At 72.0% G+C, this 21106-nt stretch carries 20 protein-coding genes and 1 riboswitch; of the genes, 6 read left to right on the top strand and 14 right to left on the bottom strand.

The annotated features are described in order from the left end of the window. Positions 1-11: 11 nt before the first annotated feature. Complete coding sequence (locus ACX80F_RS04965; RefSeq protein ID WP_459335265.1) at positions 12-923, bottom strand: GNAT family N-acetyltransferase; 912 nt, start codon at positions 921-923, stop codon at positions 12-14. After that, positions 923-2311, bottom strand: coding sequence for a glycine--tRNA ligase (locus tag ACX80F_RS04960; RefSeq protein ID WP_459335264.1), 1389 nt, complete (start codon positions 2309-2311; stop codon positions 923-925). The genes ACX80F_RS04965 and ACX80F_RS04960 overlap by 1 nt, the downstream gene beginning before the upstream one ends. A gap of 276 nt (positions 2312-2587) precedes the next feature. On the opposite strand from ACX80F_RS04960, the gene ACX80F_RS04955 reads away from it, so the two are divergent. Continuing rightward, positions 2588-4210, top strand: a complete 1623-nt coding sequence (locus ACX80F_RS04955) for a M28 family peptidase (RefSeq protein WP_459335263.1) — start codon at positions 2588-2590, stop codon at positions 4208-4210. 60 nt (positions 4211-4270) lie between these two features. Here the strand turns inward: ACX80F_RS04955 and ACX80F_RS04950 are convergent, their stop codons facing one another. Beyond that, positions 4271-5233, bottom strand: a complete 963-nt coding sequence (locus tag ACX80F_RS04950; protein WP_459335262.1) for a DMT family transporter — start codon at positions 5231-5233, stop codon at positions 4271-4273. Positions 5234-5273: 40 nt separating this feature from the next. Here ACX80F_RS04950 and ACX80F_RS04945 point away from each other — a divergent pair, with 40 nt between their 5' ends. Next, positions 5274-5510 (top strand): RNA-binding S4 domain-containing protein, encoded by a 237-nt coding sequence (locus ACX80F_RS04945; protein ID WP_459335261.1) that lies wholly within the window; start codon positions 5274-5276, stop codon positions 5508-5510. Positions 5511-5531: 21 nt separating this feature from the next. Here the strand turns inward: ACX80F_RS04945 and ACX80F_RS04940 are convergent, their stop codons facing one another. Further along, on the bottom strand, positions 5532-6212 hold the full coding sequence (locus ACX80F_RS04940) for an alpha/beta hydrolase (protein ID WP_459335260.1): 681 nt from the start codon (positions 6210-6212) through the stop codon (positions 5532-5534). A 47-nt stretch (positions 6213-6259) separates the two neighbouring features. Here ACX80F_RS04940 and ACX80F_RS04935 point away from each other — a divergent pair, with 47 nt between their 5' ends. After that, positions 6260-7141 carry an SGNH/GDSL hydrolase family protein gene (locus ACX80F_RS04935; protein ID WP_459335259.1) on the top strand — a complete coding sequence of 294 codons (882 nt, stop codon included), beginning with the start codon at positions 6260-6262 and terminating at the stop codon, positions 7139-7141. Between the two features lie 16 nt (positions 7142-7157). Here ACX80F_RS04935 and ACX80F_RS04930 read toward each other — a convergent pair whose 3' ends face one another. The 3 genes from ACX80F_RS04930 to ACX80F_RS04920 all read right to left on the bottom strand — a co-directional run bounded on the left by ACX80F_RS04930 (position 7158) and on the right by ACX80F_RS04920 (position 9979). Further along, positions 7158-7400, bottom strand: a complete 243-nt coding sequence (locus ACX80F_RS04930) for a hypothetical protein (protein ID WP_459335258.1) — start codon at positions 7398-7400, stop codon at positions 7158-7160. A 113-nt stretch (positions 7401-7513) separates the two neighbouring features. Further along, positions 7514-8632: a homoserine O-acetyltransferase MetX gene (metX, locus tag ACX80F_RS04925; protein WP_459335375.1), complete on the bottom strand. Its 1119-nt coding sequence runs from the start codon at positions 8630-8632 to the stop codon at positions 7514-7516. A gap of 30 nt (positions 8633-8662) precedes the next feature. After that, positions 8663-9979 carry a bifunctional o-acetylhomoserine/o-acetylserine sulfhydrylase gene (locus tag ACX80F_RS04920; protein ID WP_459335257.1) on the bottom strand — a complete coding sequence of 439 codons (1317 nt, stop codon included), beginning with the start codon at positions 9977-9979 and terminating at the stop codon, positions 8663-8665. 77 nt (positions 9980-10056) lie between these two features. Continuing rightward, a riboswitch (SAM riboswitch) is annotated at positions 10057-10173 on the bottom strand. A 155-nt stretch (positions 10174-10328) separates the two neighbouring features. Here ACX80F_RS04920 and ACX80F_RS04915 point away from each other — a divergent pair. Beyond that, positions 10329-10970 carry a VOC family protein gene (locus ACX80F_RS04915; RefSeq protein ID WP_459335256.1) on the top strand — a complete coding sequence of 214 codons (642 nt, stop codon included), beginning with the start codon at positions 10329-10331 and terminating at the stop codon, positions 10968-10970. Positions 10971-10988: 18 nt separating this feature from the next. Here the strand turns inward: ACX80F_RS04915 and ACX80F_RS04910 are convergent, their stop codons facing one another. The 7 genes from ACX80F_RS04910 to ACX80F_RS04880 form a co-directional block, all read right to left on the bottom strand. After that, positions 10989-11276: a DUF1540 domain-containing protein gene (locus ACX80F_RS04910; RefSeq protein WP_459335255.1), complete on the bottom strand. Its 288-nt coding sequence runs from the start codon at positions 11274-11276 to the stop codon at positions 10989-10991. A 143-nt stretch (positions 11277-11419) separates the two neighbouring features. Beyond that, a complete protein-coding gene (locus ACX80F_RS04905; RefSeq protein ID WP_459335254.1) occupies positions 11420-12220 on the bottom strand; it encodes a CPBP family intramembrane glutamic endopeptidase in 801 nt (266 codons plus the stop codon). A 42-nt stretch (positions 12221-12262) separates the two neighbouring features. Continuing rightward, on the bottom strand, positions 12263-13465 hold the full coding sequence (gene hutI, locus ACX80F_RS04900) for an imidazolonepropionase (RefSeq protein WP_459335253.1): 1203 nt from the start codon (positions 13463-13465) through the stop codon (positions 12263-12265). Then, a complete protein-coding gene (locus ACX80F_RS04895) occupies positions 13465-14904 on the bottom strand; it encodes a formimidoylglutamate deiminase (RefSeq protein ID WP_459335252.1) in 1440 nt (479 codons plus the stop codon). The genes hutI and ACX80F_RS04895 overlap by 1 nt, the downstream gene beginning before the upstream one ends. Further along, complete coding sequence (locus ACX80F_RS04890; RefSeq protein ID WP_459335251.1) at positions 14901-16118, bottom strand: allantoate amidohydrolase; 1218 nt, start codon at positions 16116-16118, stop codon at positions 14901-14903. Before ACX80F_RS04890 ends, ACX80F_RS04895 begins: the two co-directional genes overlap by 4 nt. A 25-nt stretch (positions 16119-16143) precedes the next feature. Further along, positions 16144-17820, bottom strand: coding sequence for a urocanate hydratase (gene hutU, locus ACX80F_RS04885; protein ID WP_459335250.1), 1677 nt, complete (start codon positions 17818-17820; stop codon positions 16144-16146). Next, positions 17817-18506 carry an IclR family transcriptional regulator gene (locus ACX80F_RS04880; protein ID WP_459335249.1) on the bottom strand — a complete coding sequence of 230 codons (690 nt, stop codon included), beginning with the start codon at positions 18504-18506 and terminating at the stop codon, positions 17817-17819. The genes hutU and ACX80F_RS04880 overlap by 4 nt, the downstream gene beginning before the upstream one ends. A gap of 100 nt (positions 18507-18606) precedes the next feature. Between ACX80F_RS04880 and hutH the strand changes: the two genes are divergently transcribed. Then, positions 18607-20205 (top strand): histidine ammonia-lyase, encoded by a 1599-nt coding sequence (gene hutH, locus ACX80F_RS04875; RefSeq protein WP_459335248.1) that lies wholly within the window; start codon positions 18607-18609, stop codon positions 20203-20205. A gap of 46 nt (positions 20206-20251) precedes the next feature. Beyond that, the gene (locus ACX80F_RS04870; protein ID WP_459335247.1) at positions 20252-21103 is read left to right on the top strand and encodes a siderophore-interacting protein; all 852 of its coding nucleotides are present in this window, start codon (positions 20252-20254) and stop codon (positions 21101-21103) included. Positions 21104-21106: the final 3 nt, after the last annotated feature.

The raw sequence follows: 21106 nt of genomic DNA, 5'->3' as shown, positions 1-21106 counted from the left end.
GGGCCCGCGCGTCAGCCCGTCGCGACGACCAGAGTCTCCGGTCCGGCGAGCCGTGCGGCCCCCGTGGCCAGCAGGGGGTCGACGACGGCGGCGAGCGCCTCCATCGCGTCGTCGACCTCGAGCTGGATGGGGTACTGGTGCACGAGCATCGCGATCAGGGTGGCGACGGCGGCCTGCTGCTCCCGCGGCGGCAGCGTCGTGTCGTAGCCGAGCAGCACGTCCGCCGGGTCGTCGGTGCGGGCCTGCGTGTAGCTGACCGCGAAGGCCGCGATGGCCCCGCCGTCGGCCTTCGGCCGGTCCCTGAGCACGATCGCTCCCCCGGCGCCGCTCGCGTCGCCGAGGAACAGCTGCTGGGCGCGGCCGAGGCTGAGGTCCGCCCGGTCCCACGCGTGGACGGACTCGTAGAAGCCCACGACGGCCCGGGTGAGCTCCACGGACCCGGTGGCGGCCTCCTCCAGCTGCGGTCCGGCGGCGTCGTCGAAGGCGGGTGCCGCGAGGGCCCCGGGGGCGACGACGACGAGCCGCGAGCGCTGCAGGGTGCCGAACCCGGTGGCCTCGGCGAAGGCTGCGCCGGTGGTCCCGGGTGAGACCTTCGACCGCAGGAGCGTCACGCCCGAGGGCGACGCCGCGGCCTCGTGCTGGAGCATCGTCAGGAGCGTCGACCCGACGCCGGCCCGCCGGTGGTCCTCGGCGACCTCGATGTAGCACCAGAGCCGGTCCGGGTGGAGCGCCGCCCCGTAGACGCAGCCGGCGGCCACGGGGACGCCCTGGTCGACCGCCGTGATGCAGCGGTTCCAGGGGCTGTCCGACGGCGGGCGGAACGAGCCGCGGAACTGCTCGGCGGCCGCCGATTCGGGGCCGCCCCAGAGCTGGAGCAGCTCGAGGTCGTCCCCGTCCTGCCAGGCGCGGTACTCGAGGGCCATCAGGCTCCGATCAGGCGCGCGGCGAGGTAGCCCTGCACCTTGTCGAGGGACACGCGCTCCTGCGCCATGCTGTCGCGCTCGCGGATGGTCACGGCCTGGTCCTCGAGGGTGTCGAAGTCGACCGTGATGCAGAACGGCGTGCCGATCTCGTCCTGGCGGCGGTAGCGGCGGCCGATGGCGCCGGCGTCGTCGAACTCGATGTTCCAGGACTTCCGCAGCTGGGCGGCGAGGTCCTTGGCCTTCGGGGAGAGGTCCTCGTTGCGGCTGAGCGGCAGGACGGCGGCCTTCACCGGGGCGAGGCGCGGGTCGAGCTTCAGGACGGTGCGCTTGTCCACGCCGCCCTTGGCGTTGGGGGCCTCGTCCTCGGTGTAGGAGTCCACGAGGAACGCCATGAAGGAGCGGGTCAGGCCGGCGGCGGGCTCGATCACGTACGGCGTGTAGCGCTCGTTGGTGGCCTGGTTGAAGTAGCCCAGATCGGTACCCGAGTGCTTCGAGTGCGTGGACAGGTCGAAGTCGGTGCGGTTCGCGATGCCTTCGAGCTCGCCCCACTCCGAGCCGGCGAACCCGAAGCGGTACTCGATGTCCGTGGTGCCCTTGGAGTAGTGGCTCAGCTTCTCCAGCGGGTGTTCGAACAGCCGCAGGTTGTCCGGGTCGATGCCGAGGTCGGTGTACCAGGAGAGCCGCTCGTCGATCCAGTAGCGGTGCCATTCCTCGTCGGTGCCGGGTTCGACGAAGAACTCCATCTCCATCTGCTCGAACTCCCGCGTGCGGAAGATGAAGTTGCCGGGCGTGATCTCGTTCCGGAAGCTCTTGCCGATCTGGCCGATACCGAACGGCGGCTTCTTGCGCGCCGTGGTGAGCACGTTGTTGAAGTTCACGAAGATGCCCTGCGCGGTCTCGGGGCGGAGGTAGTGCATGCCCTCCTCGGAGGCGACCGGCCCGAGGAAGGTCTTCAGGAGTCCGGAGAACTCCTGCGGCTCGGTCCACTGGCCCCGGGTGCCGCAGTTGGCGCAGGAGATGTCCTTCAGCCCGTTCTCGGGGGCACGGCCCTTCTTCTCCTCGTACTCCTCCTCGAGGTGGTCGGCCCGGTACCGCTTGTGGCACGACAGGCACTCGACCAGCGGATCGCTGAAGACCTCGACGTGCCCGGAGGCCTCCCAGACCTGGCGGGGAAGGATGACGGCGGAATCGAGCCCGACGACGTCCTCGCGGCCGCGCACCATCCGCTGCCACCACTGCCGCTTGATGTTCTCCTTGAACTCGGCCCCGAGCGGCCCGTAGTCCCAGGCAGAGCGCGAGCCGCCGTAGATCTCCCCCGACTGGAACACGAAGCCGCGCCGCTTGGCGAGCGAGATGATGGGGTCGAGTGCTGACTTGGCTGCTGCCATGGTGTGTCTCCAGTTCTGGGCAGGCCGCTGGGTGCGGTCCGCTGGTGGGGGTCGCGTGGTTCCGGCCGTCCGGCCCGGGTGGACGGGCACGGAGGCTCCCCGCCAGCCTACCGGTCCACCCCGTGTGCCCGGGGCCCGTCCCCTGCGACGAGACACACTCCGGCGCCCGGCGGACCTTGACGCGGACCCGAAGTCTTCCTAGGTTGAACCCATTGCGGCGTGATCCACGTCACTTCAGCCCGGACGGACCGGGCGCTCGCACCCCTGAGGAATACCATGACCCCATCCCTACCGCCGCGCGCCCATCTCGGTCGCTCGGCGCTGGTCCTCGCCGGCAGTGTTGCCCTCGTCGCCGGCGGAAGTCTCGCGGCGAACGCCGCCCCGACCTATGACAGCAGCACCAACAGCTCCTCGAAGAAGCTCCGGACCGCCGTCACGGTGGAGAAGGTGGTGGGGCACCTCACCGCACTGGACGCCATCGCCGAGGCCAATGGTGATACCCGGGCCTCCGGCACAAAGGGCTACTCCGACTCGGTGGACTACATCGTGGGCAAGCTGACCGCGGCGGGGTACACGCCCACCGTCCAGTCCTTCACGTTCCCGTTCTTCGCGGAACTCAGCCCCGCCGTGCTCGAGCAGTCCACGCCGGACGACGTCACCTACGGCCCCGACGACGTGGCCACCATGACCTACTCCGGCGCCGGCTCGGCCTCGGGCTCCATCGAGACCGTCGACACGACCGGCACGGCGAGCGCCGCCGGCACCAGCGGCTGCGAAGCGGCCGACTTCGCCGGATTCACGGCGGGCTCCATCGCCCTCGTGCAGCGCGGTGGCTGCACCTTCGCGGCCAAGGCCGCGAACGCAGAGCAGGCGGGCGCCACCGCCGTCGTGATCTTCAACACCGGGGTGGGGGCGAACACCGGCGCCGTGGCCGGGACGCTCGGAGCACCGGATCTCGTCGGCATCCCCGTGGTCGGGGCGAGCTTCGCCGCGGGCACCAGCCTGATCGGCGACGACGTGACCGGCAGGGTCGTGGTGGACACGATCTCGGAGAACCGCGAGACGTACAACGTGATCGCGGAGACGGCCACCGGCAGCTCGGACAACGTCGTCATGGTCGGTGCGCACCTGGACAGTGTCCTCGCCGGTCCGGGCATCAATGACAACGGGACGGGCAGTGCGGGTATCCTCGCCGTGGCCGAGGGCATGAGCAAGGTCAAGACCGCGAACAAGGTCCGCTTCGCCTGGTGGGGTGCGGAGGAGGAGGGCCTGCTCGGCTCCGAGCACTACGTGGGCGACCTCCTCGCGAAGGGCGAGCTGGACTCCGTGGGCCTGTACCTCAACTTCGACATGATCGGCTCGCCGAACTTCGGCCGGTTCGTGTACGACGGCGACAACTCGGCCTTCCCCGTCGGCCCGGGTTCCGCACCGGGACCCGACGGGTCGGGACAGATCGAGCAGGACTTCCACGACTACTTCGCCTCGGTGGGCCTGGCCTCCGGTGAGACCGCCTTCAGCGGCCGCAGCGACTACGGGCCCTTCATCGCCGAGGGGATCCCGGCCGGCGGACTGTTCACCGGCGCCGAAGGTATCAAGACCCCTGAGCAGGCGGTCCTGTTCGGTGGCGTCGCGGGAGCCCCCTACGACGCGTGCTATCACGCGGCGTGCGACGACACCAACAACCTCAGCATCGAGGCCCTCGATCAGCTGAGCGACGCCATCGCCCACCTCACCGTGACCTACGCCATGAGCACGGCCGACGTGAACGGCGCCGGAGCCCCCGTGAAGGGCAGTTCCACGAAGGACCGCTTCGAGGGCAACCCCCTCGGCGGCGGCACCGAGAGTGGCGGCGGCCTCCACCCGGAGCACGACCACGATCACGAGGTCGCGGACCGCTAGCCGGAGTCAGCAGCATCCGCAGGGGCTGGTCCTCAGGGACCAGCCCCTGCGGTGTGCCGGTCAGGCCCGGGCGCGCCGCGGCCAGGGCAGCGTGGTGAGGACGATCGCCGCGAGGGTCAGGAGCGTGCCCGCGACCGTGGCGAACACCACGATGGTGCCGGGGGCCGGGACCACGAGATCCAGGAGGAGCGAGCCCACGAGCTGGCCGCCGATCATGCACAGTCCGGTCAACAGGACGCCCAGGCTGCGCACCAGCAGCGCCCCGAGCGCGATGAAGATGCAGCCCATCGGGCCACCGAGGTAGTACCACCACTCGGAGGGCAGCGGGTTACCGGGCCCCGCGACGGCGACCTTGATGAGCCAGGCCGCGAGCAGGACGACAGCGCCGGCGATGAAGTTCATGAGCGTGGCGGCGAGCGGCGTGCCGTAGTGGAGTGCCGCGGTCCCGTTCATGGCCTGCTGGAAGCTCATGAGCACACCGGCCAGGACGGGCAGCAGGACGGGGACCAGCCACGCCGAGACGTCGCCGGCGGCCCCGAACCGCGGGGACACCGCCCAGATCACGGACAGGACCGTCAGGACCACACCGATCACCCGGAGGGGCGTCGCGGCGCGCCGGCCGCCGGGCCCGATCCCCGCCCTGTCGACGAGGAGTCCGCTGAGCGACTGGCCCATGACGGTCGCCACCGTGAACAGGGCCACGCCGAGGATCCCGATGGTCAGCGACTGCGAGAAGACGAAGAACGCCCCGATGGTCCCGGCCGCGATGTAGAAGGGCGGGAAGCGCCGTTCCCGCACGGACGGGATGATCTGCAGTGCGCCCGCCCGGGCGCCCGGCAGCACGAGGGTCAGGACGATCATGACGACGAGCCCCGTCCCGAAGCTGATCAGCGCCGCGGCGATGCCGTCGTCGAGCACTGTGCCGAGGGCACCGTTGATCCTGCCCTGGAGGGGAATCGCGAGCCCGGCGACGAGCGCGAGCGGGAAGCCGAGGGCAGGGGGCAGTACGGGGGCGTCAGACACCCGTCCAGCCTAGTGCGGCGCATCCGGCATGATGGGATGCATGACCGAGAACGCAGGCACCGCTGAACTGCCCATCCGCGACGACATGATCCGGCTCGGGCAGGCGCTGAAGCTCGCCTCGCTCGCGGAGGACGGCGTCGAGGCCAAGGCGCTGATCGACAACGGGCTCGTGCAGGTGAACGGTGAGATCGAGGAGCGCCGCGGCCGGCAGCTGCATGCCGGGGACACCGTCAGCGTCAACGGACAGACGATCCGGATCAGCCGCGCCGAGGCGTGACCCGGCCGCCCGGACCCGGGCTCAGCTGCGGCCGAGGACCGTCATGGTCAGGAATTCGCGGACGTGCGCCAGTTCCTGCTGGTTGATGCTGTGGAACATGTTCGGGTAGAGGATCTTCGTCAGCTTCGTGTGCGTCACGAGCCAGGCGTGGGTGACCTCGATGAGCTCGGGCGTGATCACCTGGTCCTCCTGGTCGCGTCCCCAGAAGAACGGGACGGGCGCCGCCGCGGCCTCGTCGTCCCGGAAGAACGCGTGGCCCTCCGAGGGCACGGTGAAACCCGAGAGCCCGACGACGCACGCGAAGTCGGCGGGACGGTGCCGCAGGAGCGACGTCGCGACGGCCATGCCCTGGGAGAAGCCGAGGAGGCTGACGCTGGAGTGGGTGCCGCGGACGGAGTCGAGCCAGCCGGAGACGGCGGTGACGCCGTCGACGACACGCCCCACGGAGTAGTCGGCCTCGCGGGAGAGCGGGAACCAGGAGTAGCCGGGTCCCGCCGACAGGGGTGCGCGCACGGACGCCACCGTGAAATCGGCGGGCAGGTGGTCGGCGAGGCCCATGAGGTCCTGCTCGTCGGCCATGTAGCCGTGGAACAGGACGAGCAGGGGTGTGCCCCCGCGCTCGGGTTCCGGCTTCGACCACAGGACCTCCGGGGCCCAGGACTCGGTGGGGGGCGCAGCGGTGCCGGTGGCAGGTTCGGTCATGGCCCCCATCCTTTCATCTCTCCGCCGCGGGGCCGTACGCTGGCTGGGTGACGCCTTCCGACGCCGAGTCCTCGCCGCCCCCCGACGCCGCCCCCGCTCCGGACGATTCCGCGCCGGATTCCGACCTCAATCCGGACCCGCATCCCTGGCACCGCTATGTGGCCCTGGGTGACTCGTTCACGGAAGGCATCGGGGACCCCAATCCGGAGAGCATCGGGGGCAACCGCGGCTGGGCGGACCGTGCCGCGGAGGAACTGGCCCGCGGCCAGGCGGATTTCGCCTACGCCAATCTCGCCGTGCGCGGGCGACTGCTGCAACAGATCATCGACCAGCAGGTGGACGCCGGCCTGGCCCTCCACCCGGACCTCGTCACCATCTCGGCCGGCGGCAACGACCTCCTGCGCCGCGGCGGGGACCCGGACCTCCTCGCCGAGAAGCTCGACCCGGTGGTCGGCACCCTTGCCGCATCGGGCGCGACCGTCGTCCTGCTCACGGGCCCCGACGTCCGTGACACGGTCCTCGGGGGCGTCCGGGCGCGGACGGCCATCTACAACGAGAACCTCCGCACGATCGCCGCCCGGCACGAAGCGGTCATCGGCGACATGTGGGCCCTGCGTCAGCTCATGAATCCGCAGATGTGGGACCCGGACCGGCTGCACTTCTCGCCCCTCGGGCACCACACCATCGCCATGATGGTGCTCGATACCCTCGCCGTCCGGCACACCCTGCTGCCGCTGCAGCCCAGGGATCTGCCGGCGCGGCGGTGGCGGACGGCGCGCGCCGAGGACCTCGTGTGGGCGCGCGAACATCTCGTACCCTGGGTCCTGCGGCGGCTCCGGCACCAGTCCTCGGGTGACGGCGTGACCGCGAAGCGGCTCGAGCCCGGGCCCATCTTCGGCCCGGGCATGCCGCCGGGAGCGGCGGAGTAGCTCCCGGCGTCGCCGCTCAGCCGTCGAGCGAGACCTCGCCGTTCGCCACGGCGTCGGCGCAGGCGCCGAGGTCCGGTCCGGGCTTGAAGTCCACGAACTGCGGCTGCAGCTTCTGGAACAGGAACTCGTAGACCTCGTCGCGGGTCTTCCCGTCCATGGTCTCCACGGCTTCCTTCACGGCACCCTGCAGCGCGCGGTCCGCGTCGAGCAGGATCTTGTCGCGGGCTTCCTGGTTCCAGCCGATGGTGCTCAGTTCCATGAACAGCTCCTTGTCATTGCACGTCGATCCGTCCGGCCTTGTCGCCCCGACGGGCCCGCCACCAGTTCCTAAGCAGGCTTAGTTCCACCCTAGGCGCTCGGCAGGGGAATCGGCTACCGGCTGTAGAAGGACGATCGGAGCTGGTCGTCGAGCTGGTGGATCTGGGTGAGGAAGGCGTCGTGTCCTATCGGGGAGGAGATCAGGTGGACGGGGACGTCGCCGGGCAGGCCGGCCGCGAGCCGGTGGGACTGCCAGGGGAAGTACAGCCGGTCGGTGTCCACGGCGGCGATGAAGAACTCGGACGTCGCCGCCCCCAGGACGTCCTCCAGGCTCCCGCGGTCGCGTGCGGCGTCGTGGCTCATGAGCGCCTCGGTGAGGATCACGTAGCTGTTCGCGTCGAAGCGGTCCACGAGCTTGTCGGCCTGGTGGTCCAGGTAGCTCTCCACCCGGTAGCGCCCGCGGTCGGCGGGCAGGGCGGACCCGACGGGCCGCTCGGCGTCCTGCTCCGCTCGACCGAAGCGTGCTTCCAGTTCCTGTTCCGCGCGGTAGGTGATGTGCGCGATGCGCCGCGCCAGGCCGAGGCCCGCTTCCGGAGGGGGGCCGTCGTAGTAGTCGCCGCCGCGGTAGGCGGGGTCGAGCCGGATGGCCTGCAGCTGTGCCTGGGCGAACGCTATCTGTTCGGCCGAACTGGCGGCAGTGCAGGCGATGACGGCGCACCGCTCCACGCGGTCCGGGAACATCAGTGCCCATTCGAGGGCCCGGGCGCCGCCCATCGACCCCCCGAGCACGGAGTGCCAGCGCCCGATGCCGAGCTGGTCGGCGAGCAGGCTCTCCGCGCGGACGGCGTCGCGGATGGTGACGAAGGGGAACCGTGCACCCCACGGCGCGCCGTCGGGCGCGAGGCTGGCCGGTCCCGTCGAGCCGTAACAGCCGCCCAGCATGTTGACGGACACCACGAAGTAGCGGTCGGTGTCCACCGTACGGCCGGGACCCACGAGGGAGTCCCACCAGCCCTCCTCCTCCGAGGCGCCCCGGGCCACGTGGGAGCTGCCGGTCAGGGCATGCTGCACGAGGACGGCGTTGGAGCCGTCCCGGTTCGGCCGGCCCCAGGTCTCGAACGCCAGCTGGACGTCGGGCAGCGTCCCCCCGGTCTCGAGGGCCAGCGGGCCGATGGACGCGATACGGAGCAGCCCATCTCCGTCCGGGGGCGCTCCGTGCGTCCGGGCGGGCAGCGGGGCAGGAGGGTACGTGGTCACGAACCCTCAGGCCCCCTTGGCGGCGCGGAAGCCTGCATCCAGGTCGGCCAGGATGTCGGCGATGTGCTCGAGGCCGACGGACAGCCGGACCAGGCCGGGCCGCACGCCGGCGGTGAGCTGCGCCTCCGCCCCGAGCTGGCTGTGCGTCGTCGACGCGGGGTGGATGACGAGCGAACGGACGTCGCCCACGTTCGCGACGTGCGAGTGCAGCTCGAGCCCGTCGACGAAGCGCTTTCCGGCATCGAGTCCCCCGACGATGTCGAAGCTCACGATCGCTCCCGTGCCGTTCGGCCCGTACTTCCGCCCGCGGTCGTACCAGGGACTCGAGGAGAGCCCGGCATAGGTGACGCGTTCGACGTCGTCGTGCCCTTCCAGCCATTCGGCGACGGCCTGCGCGTTCTGCACGTGGCGTTCCATGCGCAGGCTCAGGGTCTCCAGTCCCTGGGCGATGAGGAAGGCGTTGAACGGGGAGACGGCCGAGCCGAGGTCGCGGAGCAGCTGCACGCGGGCCTTGAGGATGTACGCGAGGTTGGCGCCGAGCGCGCTGCCCACCCCGAGGTCGCGGGCGTACACGAGGCCCTGGTAGCTCTCGTCCGGCGTGTTGAAGCCCGGGAACCGGTCGGGGTGCTGCGCGAAGTCGAAGGCGCCGGAGTCCACGATGACCCCGGCGATGGCGTTGCCGTGCCCGCCGAGGTACTTGGTGGCCGAGTGGACCACGATGTCCGCACCCCATTCGATGGGCCGGATCAGGTAGGGCGTGGCCAGTGTGTTGTCGACGATCAGGGGGATGCCGTGCTCGTGGGCGACGGCGCTGACGCCCTCGATGTCGAGGACGTCCTGCCGCGGATTGGAGACCACCTCGCCGAAGAAGAGCTTGGTGTTCGGTCGGAGTGCCGCGCGCCACTGGTCGAGATCGTCGGGGTCCTCGACGAACGTGGTCTCGATCCCGTACTTCTTCAGCGTGTGCCGGAAGAGGTTGTAGGTGCCGCCGTAGAGGCTGGGGCTGGCCACGATGTGGTCGCCCGCCTCAGCGACGTTCAGTACCGCGAAGGTGCTCGCGGCCTGGCCGGAGGCCAGCAGCAGGGCGCCGACGCCGCCTTCGAGGCTCGCGATGCGGGTCTCGACGACCTCCTGGGTCGGGTTGCCGATCCGCGTGTAGATGGGCGCGAGTTCCGCCAGGGAGAACCGGTTCGCGGCGCTCTCCGCGCTGGGGAAGACGAACGACGACGTCTGGTAGATGGGGAGCGCTCGCGCCCCCGTGGCCGGGTCCGGCACCTGGCCGGCGTGGATCTGGCGTGTTTCAAAGGACCAATCGTTGGACATGGTGCTCCCTCTGATCAGGGGCTCCGCCTGTCCGGCTCCCGCCGGCGCCGCCGTTCGGGGAGACCGGACCCCGCAGGAGCCCGCGCTTGAACGGCGCCGATGGGACGCCGGACCTGGTCCTCACCCGGGGCACCCCACCGCGGTTGGAGGGTTGCCGGCCAGCAAGCCGGGGCTGTGTGCTGGCACTCATGACCTGCCTTCATGAAAGCCGATCCGGGGGGATCCGGCAACCGTGTGACCCTCCGTGAAGCAGCCCGCAGACGCGCTCCCGATCCGGCTGCGAGACACGCGTCGCGGAGTAAGGCTTGCCTTAGTCGAGACCCAGATCACTTAGTGCCAAGATAGCCGCATGCGCCTGGACCATGTATCTTATGCCTGCGAACCCGATGGACTTGCCGCGACGGCCGAGCGGATCTCGGCCAAGCTCGGCGTGGAGCCGGTGAAGGGTGGTGTACACCCCCGCTTCGGTACGCGCAACATGATTTTTCCCCTGGTCAACGGCCAGTACCTGGAGGTCGTCGAGGTGCTGAACCACCCGGCGTCGGACAAGGCCCCGTTCGGCCAGGCCGTCCGCGCCCGCTCCGAAGCCGGCGGTGGCTGGATGGGCTGGTGCGTCGCCGTCGACGATCTGGCGCCGTTCGAGGAGCGCCTCGGCCGCAGTTCCGTGCCCGGCAACCGGAAGTTCCCGGACGGCCAGGAGCTCACCTGGCAGCAGATCGGCATCAAGGGGCTCATCGCGGACCCCCAGGTCCCCTATCTGCTGCGCTGGGACGACGGCACGGAGGAACTCCACCCCTCGAAGGCCCGCCCCGCCTCGGTGAAGCTGGACTGCCTCACCATTGCCGGCTCGTCGGAGCGCGTGACCGACTGGCTCGGCACGGATGTCGAGCAGACGCTCGACGACGTGCAGGTCGAGTGGATCGCCCCCAACGGCACGCCCGGCGTCATGTCGGTGACGTTCGAGACCGACAGCGGGCGCGTCGAGATCTGACCGGTCGTCCCCGCACCCTCAGGGGTGCGTGTAGGTGAGGCAGTCGGCGGCGTCCGCGCCCGGGCCCACCTTCACGGCCGGCGCGCTGCACAGCAGGTCGTGGTTGAAGCTGCATTCGGAGCGCTGGCACGCACCGACGTGCGCGATCACTTTCGGCAGACCGCCGCTGACGGACGTGTCGATGAAGGTGGCGCACGTGGCGTGTTCCTCCACGCCGGACACCGTGATCGCGACGGCCGTGCAGCCGTCGTGGTTGAACGAGCAGTTGTGGACAGTGCACTCGGAGACGTTGGTGACGACGCTCATGATTCCTCCTGGCTGGTCCGACGGGGCACCGGTCGCGGAGCCCCGATGGTGCTGGGTGAGCACACGGTAGCACCGGGCCCCCCGGTTCTTTGAGTCATGATTCGGGTGCGTAAATCAGCCGGGCGCCGCCCGGCCGGGGCATCTCACGCCCCGATCCCGAGGGCCGGCCCCAGCAGCGCGTAGCCGACGAATCCCGTGATGTCGATCAGCGCGTGCGCGATCACGAGCGGCAGCACCCGCCGCGTCCGGGTGTAGAACCAGGCGAACAGCAGCCCCATCAGGACGTTCCCGATGAACGGGCCGAACCCCTGGTAGAGGTGGTAGCTGCCCCGGATGAGGGCACTCGTGATGATGATCGCGGGCGTGGACCAGCCGAGCTGCCGCAGGCGGATGAACAGGTAGCCGACGACGATGACCTCCTCGAGCACCGCATGCCGGAGCGCGGAGAGGACCAGGACCGGGATGGTCCACCAGTAGTCGTCGAGCGCGGCCGGCACGAGCGCGGTCGTGATCCCGAGGGCGCGGCCCCCCGCATACACCCCGAGCGTGCCGACGGCGATGATCGCCGCGAGGCCCACCCCGGCGCCGATGGTGCGCAGCGGCTGCTCGAAGGTGAGGCCCAGGCGCCGGACGGCCGAGATCCCGGGACCGCTGAGCAGGAACAGGACGAGCGCCACGGGCATCAGGGCGAAGAAGATGTCCAGGAGCTGGTAGGCGAGGTCGAAGTACTCACGCTCGTTCAGCACCGGGTTCAGGGTGGTGGTCTGGCCGGCGAGGGGTCCACGCGTCAGTTTGTCCGTCAGGCTCACGACGGCGTACACGCCCGACTGCCCGAGCGAGAGTCCGAAGACGATGAGCAGTTCGGCGGTGATCCGACGCGGCGAGGCCGGACCCGCGGGGCCGTCCGCGGGCGGGGCGGTGGAGGACGAGGAGCCGGCAGTCATGACGCTATCCTGCCAGCGGATGCCGGGCGGCTCCCACCCGGCTCACCGGACGCGCGTGCCCGCCCGCCAGACGGCGTGGACGAGCGGCATCCCGGGCCGGTACGCCAGGTGGGTGACCGACGGCGCGTTGAGCAGCTGCAGGTCCGCGCGGTGCCCGACGGCGAGGGACCCGACGGCGCGGCGGCCGTCGGCGTCGTCCCCCGTGTGGCGCCGCAACGCCAGGGCGCCGCCGTAGGTCGCGGCACGGACTGCCTCGTGGACGGTCAGTCCCATCTGCAGGACGGCGGTGGCGACGCAGAAGGCCATGGAACTCGTGTAGGAGGTGCCGGGATTGCAGTTGCTCGCCAGGGCGATCCGGGCGCCGGCGTCGAGCAGGCGCCGCGCCGGAGGGAACGGCTGGCGCGTCGAGAGGTCGCAGGCGGGCAGGCACGTCGCGACGGTCCCCGGCACGTCGTCCGCGCCGGATGCCGTCCACGTTCCGGCGAGCGCCTCGACGTCCGCGTCCAAGAGGTGGTTCACATGGTCGACGCTGGCGGCGCCGAACTCGGCGGCGAGCGCGACGCCGGCGCCCGGGCCGAGCTGGTTGCCGTGCACGCGCAGGCCGAGACCGGCCGCGGCGCAGGCTTCGAGGACGCGGCGGGACTGGTCGGGGGTGAAGGCGCCGGTCTCGCAGAAGACGTCGGCCCAGCGCACGTACGGGCGGACGGCGTCGAGCATCGGCCCGCACACGAGGTCCGTGTAGTCCTCGGCGTCCACTCCCGCCGGGACGAGGTGCGCGCCGAGGAAGGTGACCTCGTCCACCACGCCCGCCGCGATCCGCGCGCCGCGTGCCTCCTGCGCGACGTCGAGCCCGTACCCCGTCTTCGTCTCGAGGTAGGTGGTCCCTCCCGCGGCGGCCTCGGCGACGCGGGACAGCAGGAGGCGCGTGAGGTCGTAGTCCCCGGCCGCGCGCGTGGCCTCCACGGTGACCGCGATGCCGCCGGCGGCGTAGGCCTCCCCCGCCATCCGGGCCTCGAACTCGGCCGTCCGGTCCCCGGCGAACACGAGGTGCGTGTGGCTGTCCACCCAGCCGGGCAGCGCCGCACGGCCACCGGCGTCGTACGCCTCGTCCGCCGCGGGAGCCCGGCCGGCCGGTCCGATCCAGCTGATCCGCTCCCCCTCGAGGATGACGGCGGCGTCCCGCAGCACGGCGCCGTCGGCGTCCTGCGTCAGAAGCTCACCGATGTTGGTGACGAGGACGGACATCAGTGCCGCTCCCAGGGCTGCGTGGACCGGGTCGCCGGGCTCGCGGGATCGTTGCGGGCGTTCGCGGCGGCGTCGAGGCGGCTGATCGCCGCGGCCAGCAGGGGGCCGGGGTCGCCGAGTGTCGTGTGGAGGCCGTCCCGCGCCGTCAGGACTCCCCCGACGACGACGCCCGTGACGTCCTGCGCCGTCGCCGTGTACGCGAGCTGCTCCCAGGAGGATCCGGCGGTGCGCGCCGTGTGCGGGTCTACGGCCATGTAATCGGCCGCCAAGCCCGGGCTGAAGCCCGCCCCCGGGCGACCCGCCGAGCGCGCCCCGCCGAGGGACGCGATGCCGTGCAGCCGCTCCGGATCGAAATGACCCCTCCGTCCGGTGCGCAGTCGCTCCCCGTGCTCGAGGGCCCGCATCTCGAGCCAGGGATCGACGACGGCGTGCTGGTCGGTGCCGAGGGCGAGCGACACCCCGGCGTCGAGGAGCTCCCCGGCCGGACCGAGTCCGTCCGCGAGGTCCGCCTCCGTGGTGGGGCAGAGGACGACGCTCGCCCCGGCGTCCCCGAGGAGCGCGATGTCGCGCTCCGTCACGTGGGTGGCGTGGACGGCGGACAGCCGCCCGGTCACGAGCCCGTGCCGGTCGAGCAGCGCCGTCGGGGTGCAGCCGGTGGCGCGGAGGCACTCCTCGTTCTCGGCGGGCTGCTCGGAGAGGTGCACGTGCAGGGGCAGCCCGGGCGGGAGGTGCTGCGCGATCACGGCGAGGTCCTGTTCCGGCACCGCGCGGACGGAGTGGACAGCCGCCCCGACCGCCACCTGGTGCGCGGGGTACTGCGAGGAGACCGCAGTGCGCAGCGCGGCGAGCCGTGCGAGCCACCGCTCCGCGGTCCCGTCGGAGAAACGGCGCCGGGCCGCCCCGAGCGGTGTCCCGAACCCGCCGGCGAGGTAGCACGTGTCCAGCAGTGTCAGCCGGATCCCCGCGCGGACGGCCGCCCGCGCGAGGGCCAGCTCCATGGCGTGCGGGCCTTCCTCCTGGCTGTCCTCGGCATGCTGCCCGTACGGCGTGCCGTCCTGCCGGTGGTGCACGTAGTGGAATTCGACGACGCTCGTCCACCCCGCCACCACCATCTCGGCGTACGCCGCGGTGGCGAGTTCCTCGTACAGCGCGGGCGTCAGCGCGTCCGCCGCGCGGTACATCGTCTCCCGCCATGTCCAGAACGTCCCGCCGCCCGCATGGGTGCGCCCGCGCAGGGCACGGTGGAACGCATGCGAGTGCGCATTGGCGGCGGCGGGGAACACCACGCCGCGCAGGACGACGTCGCCCTCCCGGGCCGGGACCCCCGGCAGCACGGAGGCGACCAGCCCGGCGTCGTCCACCTCGACGCGGACCCCGTCCGCCATGCCGTCGGCCTCCAGCCACGCGTGCTCGCACCACACGGCGCGGGGGTTTGTCACAGGAGGTCGTCGAGGACGTCCGCGAGAGCGGTGGCCCCGGCGTCGGCGTCGTCGCGCTCCACGAACTCCTCGGGCGAGTGGCTGACGCCGGTGGGGTTGCGCACGAACAGCATGGCGGTGGGAGCGACGGCGCCGAGGATGCCGGCGTCGTGCCCCGCGCCGGTGGGCAGGGTCGGTGCGCCGGGGAAGGACCGGCCGAGTGCGTTGCCGAGGGTGCGCTGGAGGGCGCCGTCGAAGTGGACGGTGCCGCTGCGTGACTCCTCGGTCAGGGTGGCGCGGCAGCCCTCGAACGCGCAGATCTTCTGGGCCTGTCCGTGGATCCGCTCGATGAGGGCGGCCGTGAGGGCGTCCTCCTCGTGGCGGACGTCCAGCCAGAGGTCCACGCGGGAGGCGATGACGTTGGTCCCGCCCGGCACGGGCTGCAGCCGGCCGACGGTCGCGCGGGCGCCGTCCTGCTCGGCGGCGGCCTTCCGGACGGCGAGGACCACCTGGGCGGCGGCCACCATGGGGTCGGCGCGGTCGGCCATGAGCGTGGTTCCGGCGTGGTTGCCCTGGCCGGTGATCGACAGGCGCCAGCGCCCGTGGCCGAGCATGGTGGAGCCGATGGCCACGGCCGAGTCCAGGTCGATCAGTCCGCGCCCCTGTTCGACATGGAGTTCCACGAAGTCGCCGATGCGGGCGATCGCCTCCTCGTCGCGGCCCAGGTGCGAGGGGTCGAGGCCGGCGGCCCGGGAGGCCTCGGCGAACGTGGTGCCGTCGGTGTCCGTGAGGGAACGGACGGCGTCGGGGTCGAGCGTGCCGGTGAGCAGGCGGGACCCCAGGCAGGAGACCCCGAACCGGGAGCCCTCCTCCTCGGGGAACACGGCGATCGCGAGCGAGCGCTGCGGCCGGACGCCGCGCCCGCGCAGCAGGTCGACGGCCACGAGGGCGGACGCGACGCCGAGCGGGCCGTCGAAGGCGCCGCCGCCGGGCACGGAATCGAGGTGGCTGCCGGTGACGAGGGCACCGTCGCGGCTGTCCGTGGCGTCCCACCACGCCCAGAGGATCCCGTTGCGGTCCGTCTCCACGGCCAGCCCGCGGGCCTCGGCCTCCCCGATGAACCATTCGCGCAGCGAGGATTCGGCGGGCGTGAAGACGCCCCGCGAATAGCCCCCGCGGGTGGTGTCGCGGCCGACGTCGTGAATGGAGTCGAGGACTGAGGAGACGGTCTGCACGGGGATACCTTCCGGTCGGGAGTCTTCAGGATTGCATGGGGATGCGGACCCCGCGCTCCGTCGCGACCTCGCGGGCGCGCCCGTACCCCGCGTCGACGTGGCGGATCACGCCCGTCCCGGGATCATTGGTGAGGAGCCGCTCGAGCTTCTGGGCCGCGAGGTGCGTGCCGTCGGCGACGGAGACCTGCCCGGCGTGGATGGACCGGCCGATCCCCACGCCACCCCCGTGGTGGATGGACACCCAGGTGGCCCCGGAGGCGGTGTTCAGCAGGGCGTTCAGCAGCGGCCAGTCGGCGACGGCGTCGGAGCCGTCCGCCATGGCCTCGGTCTCCCGGTAGGGCGAGGCGACCGACCCGGAGTCCAGGTGGTCGCGGCCGATGACGATCGGGGCGGACACCTTCCCTTCGGCGACGAGCCGGTTGAACAGCAGTCCGGCCTTCGCGCGGTCCCCGTAGCCGAGCCAGCAGATCCGCGCCGGCAGGCCCTCGAACTCCACGTGCTCGGCCGCGGCGTCGAGCCAGCGGTGCAGGTGCCCGTTGTCCGGGAAGAGTTCCTTGAGGGCGGCGTCGGTGACGGCGATGTCCGCCGGGTCCCCGGAGAGGGCCACCCAGCGGAACGGGCCGAGCCCCTCGCAGAACAGGGGCCGGATGTAGGCGGGGACGAACCCGGGGATGTCGAACGCCCGGCCGTACCCGCCCTTCCGGGCCTCGTCGCGGATCGAGTTGCCGTAGTCGAAGACCTCTGCGCCGGCGTCGAGGAAGCCGACCATCGCCTCGACGTGGAGGGCCATCGACGCCTGTGCCTTCTTCGTGAAGCCGTCGGGGTCCGCCGTGGCCTCACGCTCCCATTCGTCGACCGCGATCCCCTCGGGCAGGTAGCTGAGCGGGTCGTGGGCCGAGGTCTGGTCGGTGACGATGTCGACGTCGAGCCCCCGCCGGAGCAGTTCCGGGAACACGGTGGCCGCGTTGCCGACCACGCCGACGGACAGGGCCCGCCGCTCGCGCTTCGCGGCGAGGACCTGCTCCACGGCGTCGTCGAGCGTGTCCGCGACGGTGTCCAGGTAGCGTTTGGCGACGCGGCGGCGTAGGCGCGCCTCGCTGACGTCGACGACGAGGACGGCCCCGCCGTTGAGCGTGACGGCGAGGGGCTGGGCGCCGCCCATGCCGCCGCAGCCGCCGGTCAGGGTGAGCGTGCCGGCCAGGCTGCCCTCGAAGCGCTTCCGCGCGATGGCGGCGAACGTCTCGAAGGTGCCCTGGAGGATGCCCTGCGTGCCGATGTAGATCCAGGACCCGGCGGTCATCTGCCCGTACATCATCAGGCCCTCCGCCTCGAGGCGCCGGAACTCGGGCCAGGTGGCCCAGTCCCCCACGAGGTTCGAGTTCGCGAGCAGCACGCGCGGTGCCCACGCGTGGGTGCGGAAGACGCCGACGGGCTTGCCGGACTGCACGAGCAGCGTCTCGTCGTCCTCAAGCGTGGTGAGGGTGCGGACGATGGCGTCGTAGGCGTCCCAGCTGCGGGCCGCGCGGCCCGTCCCGCCGTACACCACCAGGTCCTCGGGCCGTTCGGCGACCTCGGGGTCGAGGTTGTTCATGAGCATCCGCAGCGGTGCCTCGGTCTGCCAGCTCTTCGCGGTCAGGTGCGGGCCGCGCGGGGCCCGGATGGACCGGGAGGGATCGTGTGTCGCGGAGGGAGGAGTGGTCATGCCGGTTCTCCTGTCAGGTCGTCGGGCGTGGGGACGGCGCCCGCGCCGGGCTCCGCCAGGAGGGCCGCGGCCTCCCGTGCCACGAGCGAGCCGAGGCGGTGGGCCTCCGCCTCGGTGATGCGGTAGCTGGGGACGACGACGCTGAGCGCCGCGACCGTGCGGCCGCCGGGCGAGACCGGCGCGGCGATGGCCGTGACGTCCGCCTCGACGCCGTCGCGCACGACGACGAACCCGCCGTCCGGGGGCCCGCCCGTGAGGACCGCGCCGACCGCGGTGTGGGCGAGCGGGATGCTGCGCCCCACCCAGCTGGCATGGCGTACGGAGTGGGTGCCCTCACGCATGGCGAGGTAGACGCCCTCACCGTCGTGCGAGGGGACGCTGAGGTAGGCCGACTCGCCGGTAAGTTCCACGAGGCGGTCGAGGGCCGGCTCGGCGAGGGAGACGAGGGATTCGTGGCCGAGGGCCTGGGCGCCGAGCTGCACCACGCGGAGGCCGGGCCGGTAGGCGCCGGTGACGTCGCGGCGGACGAACCCCGTGCCCTCGAGGGTGCGCAGGAGCCGCAGCGCCGTCGACGCCGACAGGTCGGCCTCCCGGGCCGCGTCCGCGAGCGTGAGCGATCCGGCACCGCAGACCGCACCGAGCAGCACGAGGGCCCGTTCGACGGTGCGGGTCGACGACTCGGCCATGGCCCTCCTTGCTTTCGCGGTCGCAGTAGATTTCACTTATTGAAACTCTCTTTTCACTCAATGGCAAGAGCGGCAGGTGCCGCGGGAACCGAGGCGCAGCGTGGACCAGCAGACCGTGATCGTGGGCCCGGGCCCGCTCTCCCCCGCCGACGTCGTCGCGGTGACGCGGGACGGCGCCCGGGTCGACCTGGCCGCCGAGGCCCTCGCCGCCATGGCCGGCTCCCGGGCGGTGGTCGACGCGCTCGTCGACGACGGCACGCCGCACTACGGCGTCTCCACCGGCTTCGGCGCCCTCGCCACCCGGCACATCCCGCTCGACCAGCGCACCCGGTTGCAGCGCAGCCTCATCCGCAGCCACGCCGCCTCCTCCGGCGCCGAGGTGGACCGCGAGGTGGTCCGCGGCCTGATGCTCGGCCGGCTCTCCACCCTCGCGACGGGCCGGACCGGGGTGCGCCCGCTCGTGGCCTCCACGTACGCCGCCCTGCTGAATGCCGGCATCACGCCGGTCGTCGGCGAGTACGGCTCGCTGGGCTGCTCGGGTGATCTCGCGCCGCTCTCCCACGTCGCCCTGGCACTGATGGGCGAGGGCCAGGTGCGCGACGGCGCCGGGCGCCTGACGGCGGCGTCGTCGGCGCTCGCGGCGGCGGGCATCACCGCGGTGGAACTGCGCGAGAAGGAGGGACTGGCCCTCATCAACGGCACGGACGGGATGCTCGGGATGCTCGTCCTCGCCGCGGCGGACCTGCGCCGGCTCCTCACGACGGCGGACCTCGCCGCAGCCATGAGCGTGGAGGGCCTGCTGGGCACGGACGCCGTGTTCGCCGAGGACCTCCACGCACTGCGACCGCACCCGGGCCAGCTGGCGTCAGCGGCGAACATCCGCACCCTGCTGGCGGGGTCCGCGCTGCTCGCCGACCAGTTCACGTCCGCGACCGGCCGGCACCGGTTCACGCGCGTCCAGGACGCCTACTCCCTGCGCTGCGCACCCCAGGTCCACGGCGCGGCCCGTGCCACGCTCGCGCACGCCGAGGCCGTCGCGGCGATCGAGCTGGGGTCGTCCATCGACAACCCGGTGATCACGCCCGATGGCCGGATCGAGTCCAACGGCAACTTCCACGGGGCGCCCGTGGGGTACGTGCTGGACTTCCTCGCGATCGCCGTCGCGGACGTCGCCTCGATGAGCGAGCGCCGCACGGACCGCTTCCTCGACCCGTCCCGCAGCCACGGTCTCAACGCGTTCCTCGCGCACGATCCCGGGGTCGACTCCGGCCACATGATCGCCCAGTACACGCAGGCCGGCATCGTGTCCGAGCTCAAGCGGCTCGCCGCCCCCGCATCCGTGGACTCCATTCCCTCCTCGGCCATGCAGGAGGACCACGTGTCGATGGGCTGGGCCGCGGGCCTGAAGCTGCGCCGGTCCCTCGACGGCCTCACGCGCGTCCTCGCGATCGAGATCCTGACGGCCGCGAGGGCGCTGGACATGCGCGACGGCGGGTTCGCCGGTGGGTCCGCGGGGTCCGCGGGCGGACCGCGCAGTTCCGCTCCGATCGCCGCCGTCCGGGCACGGCTCCGGCAGGACGTCGAGGGCCCGGGCACCGACCGCTACCTGGCCCCGGAGATCGAGGCCGCACGGGTACTGGTGGACGACGGCTCCCTGCTCGCCGCGGCGGCTCAGGCACTCCCGGCGTCCCTCCGGTAGGGCTTGTTACGGTGGACTGACCACCCCGAGAAAGAAGTGCCGCTCCATGTCCTCCCCCGCCCCCGCCGTCAAACCCCCACGACCCCAGGCGGTCCTCACCGTGCTCGAGACGCAGTGGCTGAGCCCGCACCTGGTCCGGGTCGTGGCGGGCGGACCGGGCTTCAGGGACCTGAAGGACTGTGACGCGACGGACAAGTACGCCAAACTGCTGTTCGCCAAGCCCTCCCTCGGGCTGACGCCGCCCTACGACCTCGCGGCCCTCAAGCACTTGCTGCCGGCGCATGACCGCCCCGTGAAGCGCACCTACACCGTCCGGTGGCTCGACGCCGCGACGGAGCGACTGGCCATCGACTTCGTGGTGCACGGCGACGCCGGCATCGCCGGCCCGTGGGCCGCGCAGGCCTCCCCGGGCGACCCGCTGGTCCTCATGGGCCCCTCCGGCAAGTGGTCGCCGGACCCGGATGCCGACTGGCACCTCTTCGCCGGGGACGACTCCGCGCTGCCCGCGATCGCGGCCGGACTGGAGGCCCTGCCACCGACCGCCGTCGGGCACGCCTATCTCGAGGTGGACACCGCCGCCGACATGCTCCCGCTCGGCGCCCCCGCGGGCGTCGAACTGCACTGGCTGACGCGGGACGGCCGGGAACCGGGAACGACGACGCTGCTCGCCGACGCCGTCGCCGCCGGCCCGTGGCCCGAGGGGCACGTCGACGCCTTCGTCCACGGGGAGCGCGGCGCCATGAAGGCCCTCCGGGACATCCTCTTCAAGGAGAAGGGCCTCGCCCGCGCGCAGGTCTCGCTCTCGGGCTACTGGGCGTACGGCCGGGAGGAGGACACCTTCCAGGCGGAGAAGCGCGAACCGATCGGGAAGATTCTCGACGAGGGCGTAGCCTCGTGATCG

The sequence above is a fragment of the Arthrobacter sp. TMS2-4 genome (assembly GCF_054511075.1).
This window is presented reverse-complemented; position numbering and strand designations above follow the sequence as displayed.

Bases quoted from the DNA above. Each gene is read 5' to 3' on its own strand.
- ACX80F_RS04965 (WP_459335265.1), bottom strand. From the start codon at position 923: ATGGCCCTCGAGTACCGCGCCTGGCAGGACGGGGACGACCTCGAGCTG.
- ACX80F_RS04960 (WP_459335264.1), bottom strand. From the start codon at position 2,311: ATGGCAGCAGCCAAGTCAGCACTCGACCCCATCATCTCGCTCGCCAAG.
- ACX80F_RS04955 (WP_459335263.1), top strand. From the start codon at position 2,588: ATGACCCCATCCCTACCGCCGCGCGCCCATCTCGGTCGCTCGGCGCTG.
- ACX80F_RS04945 (WP_459335261.1), top strand. From the start codon at position 5,274: ATGACCGAGAACGCAGGCACCGCTGAACTGCCCATCCGCGACGACATG.
- ACX80F_RS04940 (WP_459335260.1), bottom strand. From the start codon at position 6,212: ATGACCGAACCTGCCACCGGCACCGCTGCGCCCCCCACCGAGTCCTGG.
- ACX80F_RS04930 (WP_459335258.1), bottom strand. From the start codon at position 7,400: ATGGAACTGAGCACCATCGGCTGGAACCAGGAAGCCCGCGACAAGATC.
- ACX80F_RS04920 (WP_459335257.1), bottom strand. From the start codon at position 9,979: ATGTCCAACGATTGGTCCTTTGAAACACGCCAGATCCACGCCGGCCAG.
- ACX80F_RS04915 (WP_459335256.1), top strand. From the start codon at position 10,329: ATGCGCCTGGACCATGTATCTTATGCCTGCGAACCCGATGGACTTGCC.
- ACX80F_RS04910 (WP_459335255.1), bottom strand. From the start codon at position 11,276: ATGAGCGTCGTCACCAACGTCTCCGAGTGCACTGTCCACAACTGCTCG.
- ACX80F_RS04905 (WP_459335254.1), bottom strand. From the start codon at position 12,220: ATGACTGCCGGCTCCTCGTCCTCCACCGCCCCGCCCGCGGACGGCCCC.
- hutI (WP_459335253.1), bottom strand. From the start codon at position 13,465: ATGTCCGTCCTCGTCACCAACATCGGTGAGCTTCTGACGCAGGACGCC.
- hutU (WP_459335250.1), bottom strand. From the start codon at position 17,820: ATGACCACTCCTCCCTCCGCGACACACGATCCCTCCCGGTCCATCCGG.
- ACX80F_RS04880 (WP_459335249.1), bottom strand. From the start codon at position 18,506: ATGGCCGAGTCGTCGACCCGCACCGTCGAACGGGCCCTCGTGCTGCTC.
- ACX80F_RS04870 (WP_459335247.1), top strand. From the start codon at position 20,252: ATGTCCTCCCCCGCCCCCGCCGTCAAACCCCCACGACCCCAGGCGGTC.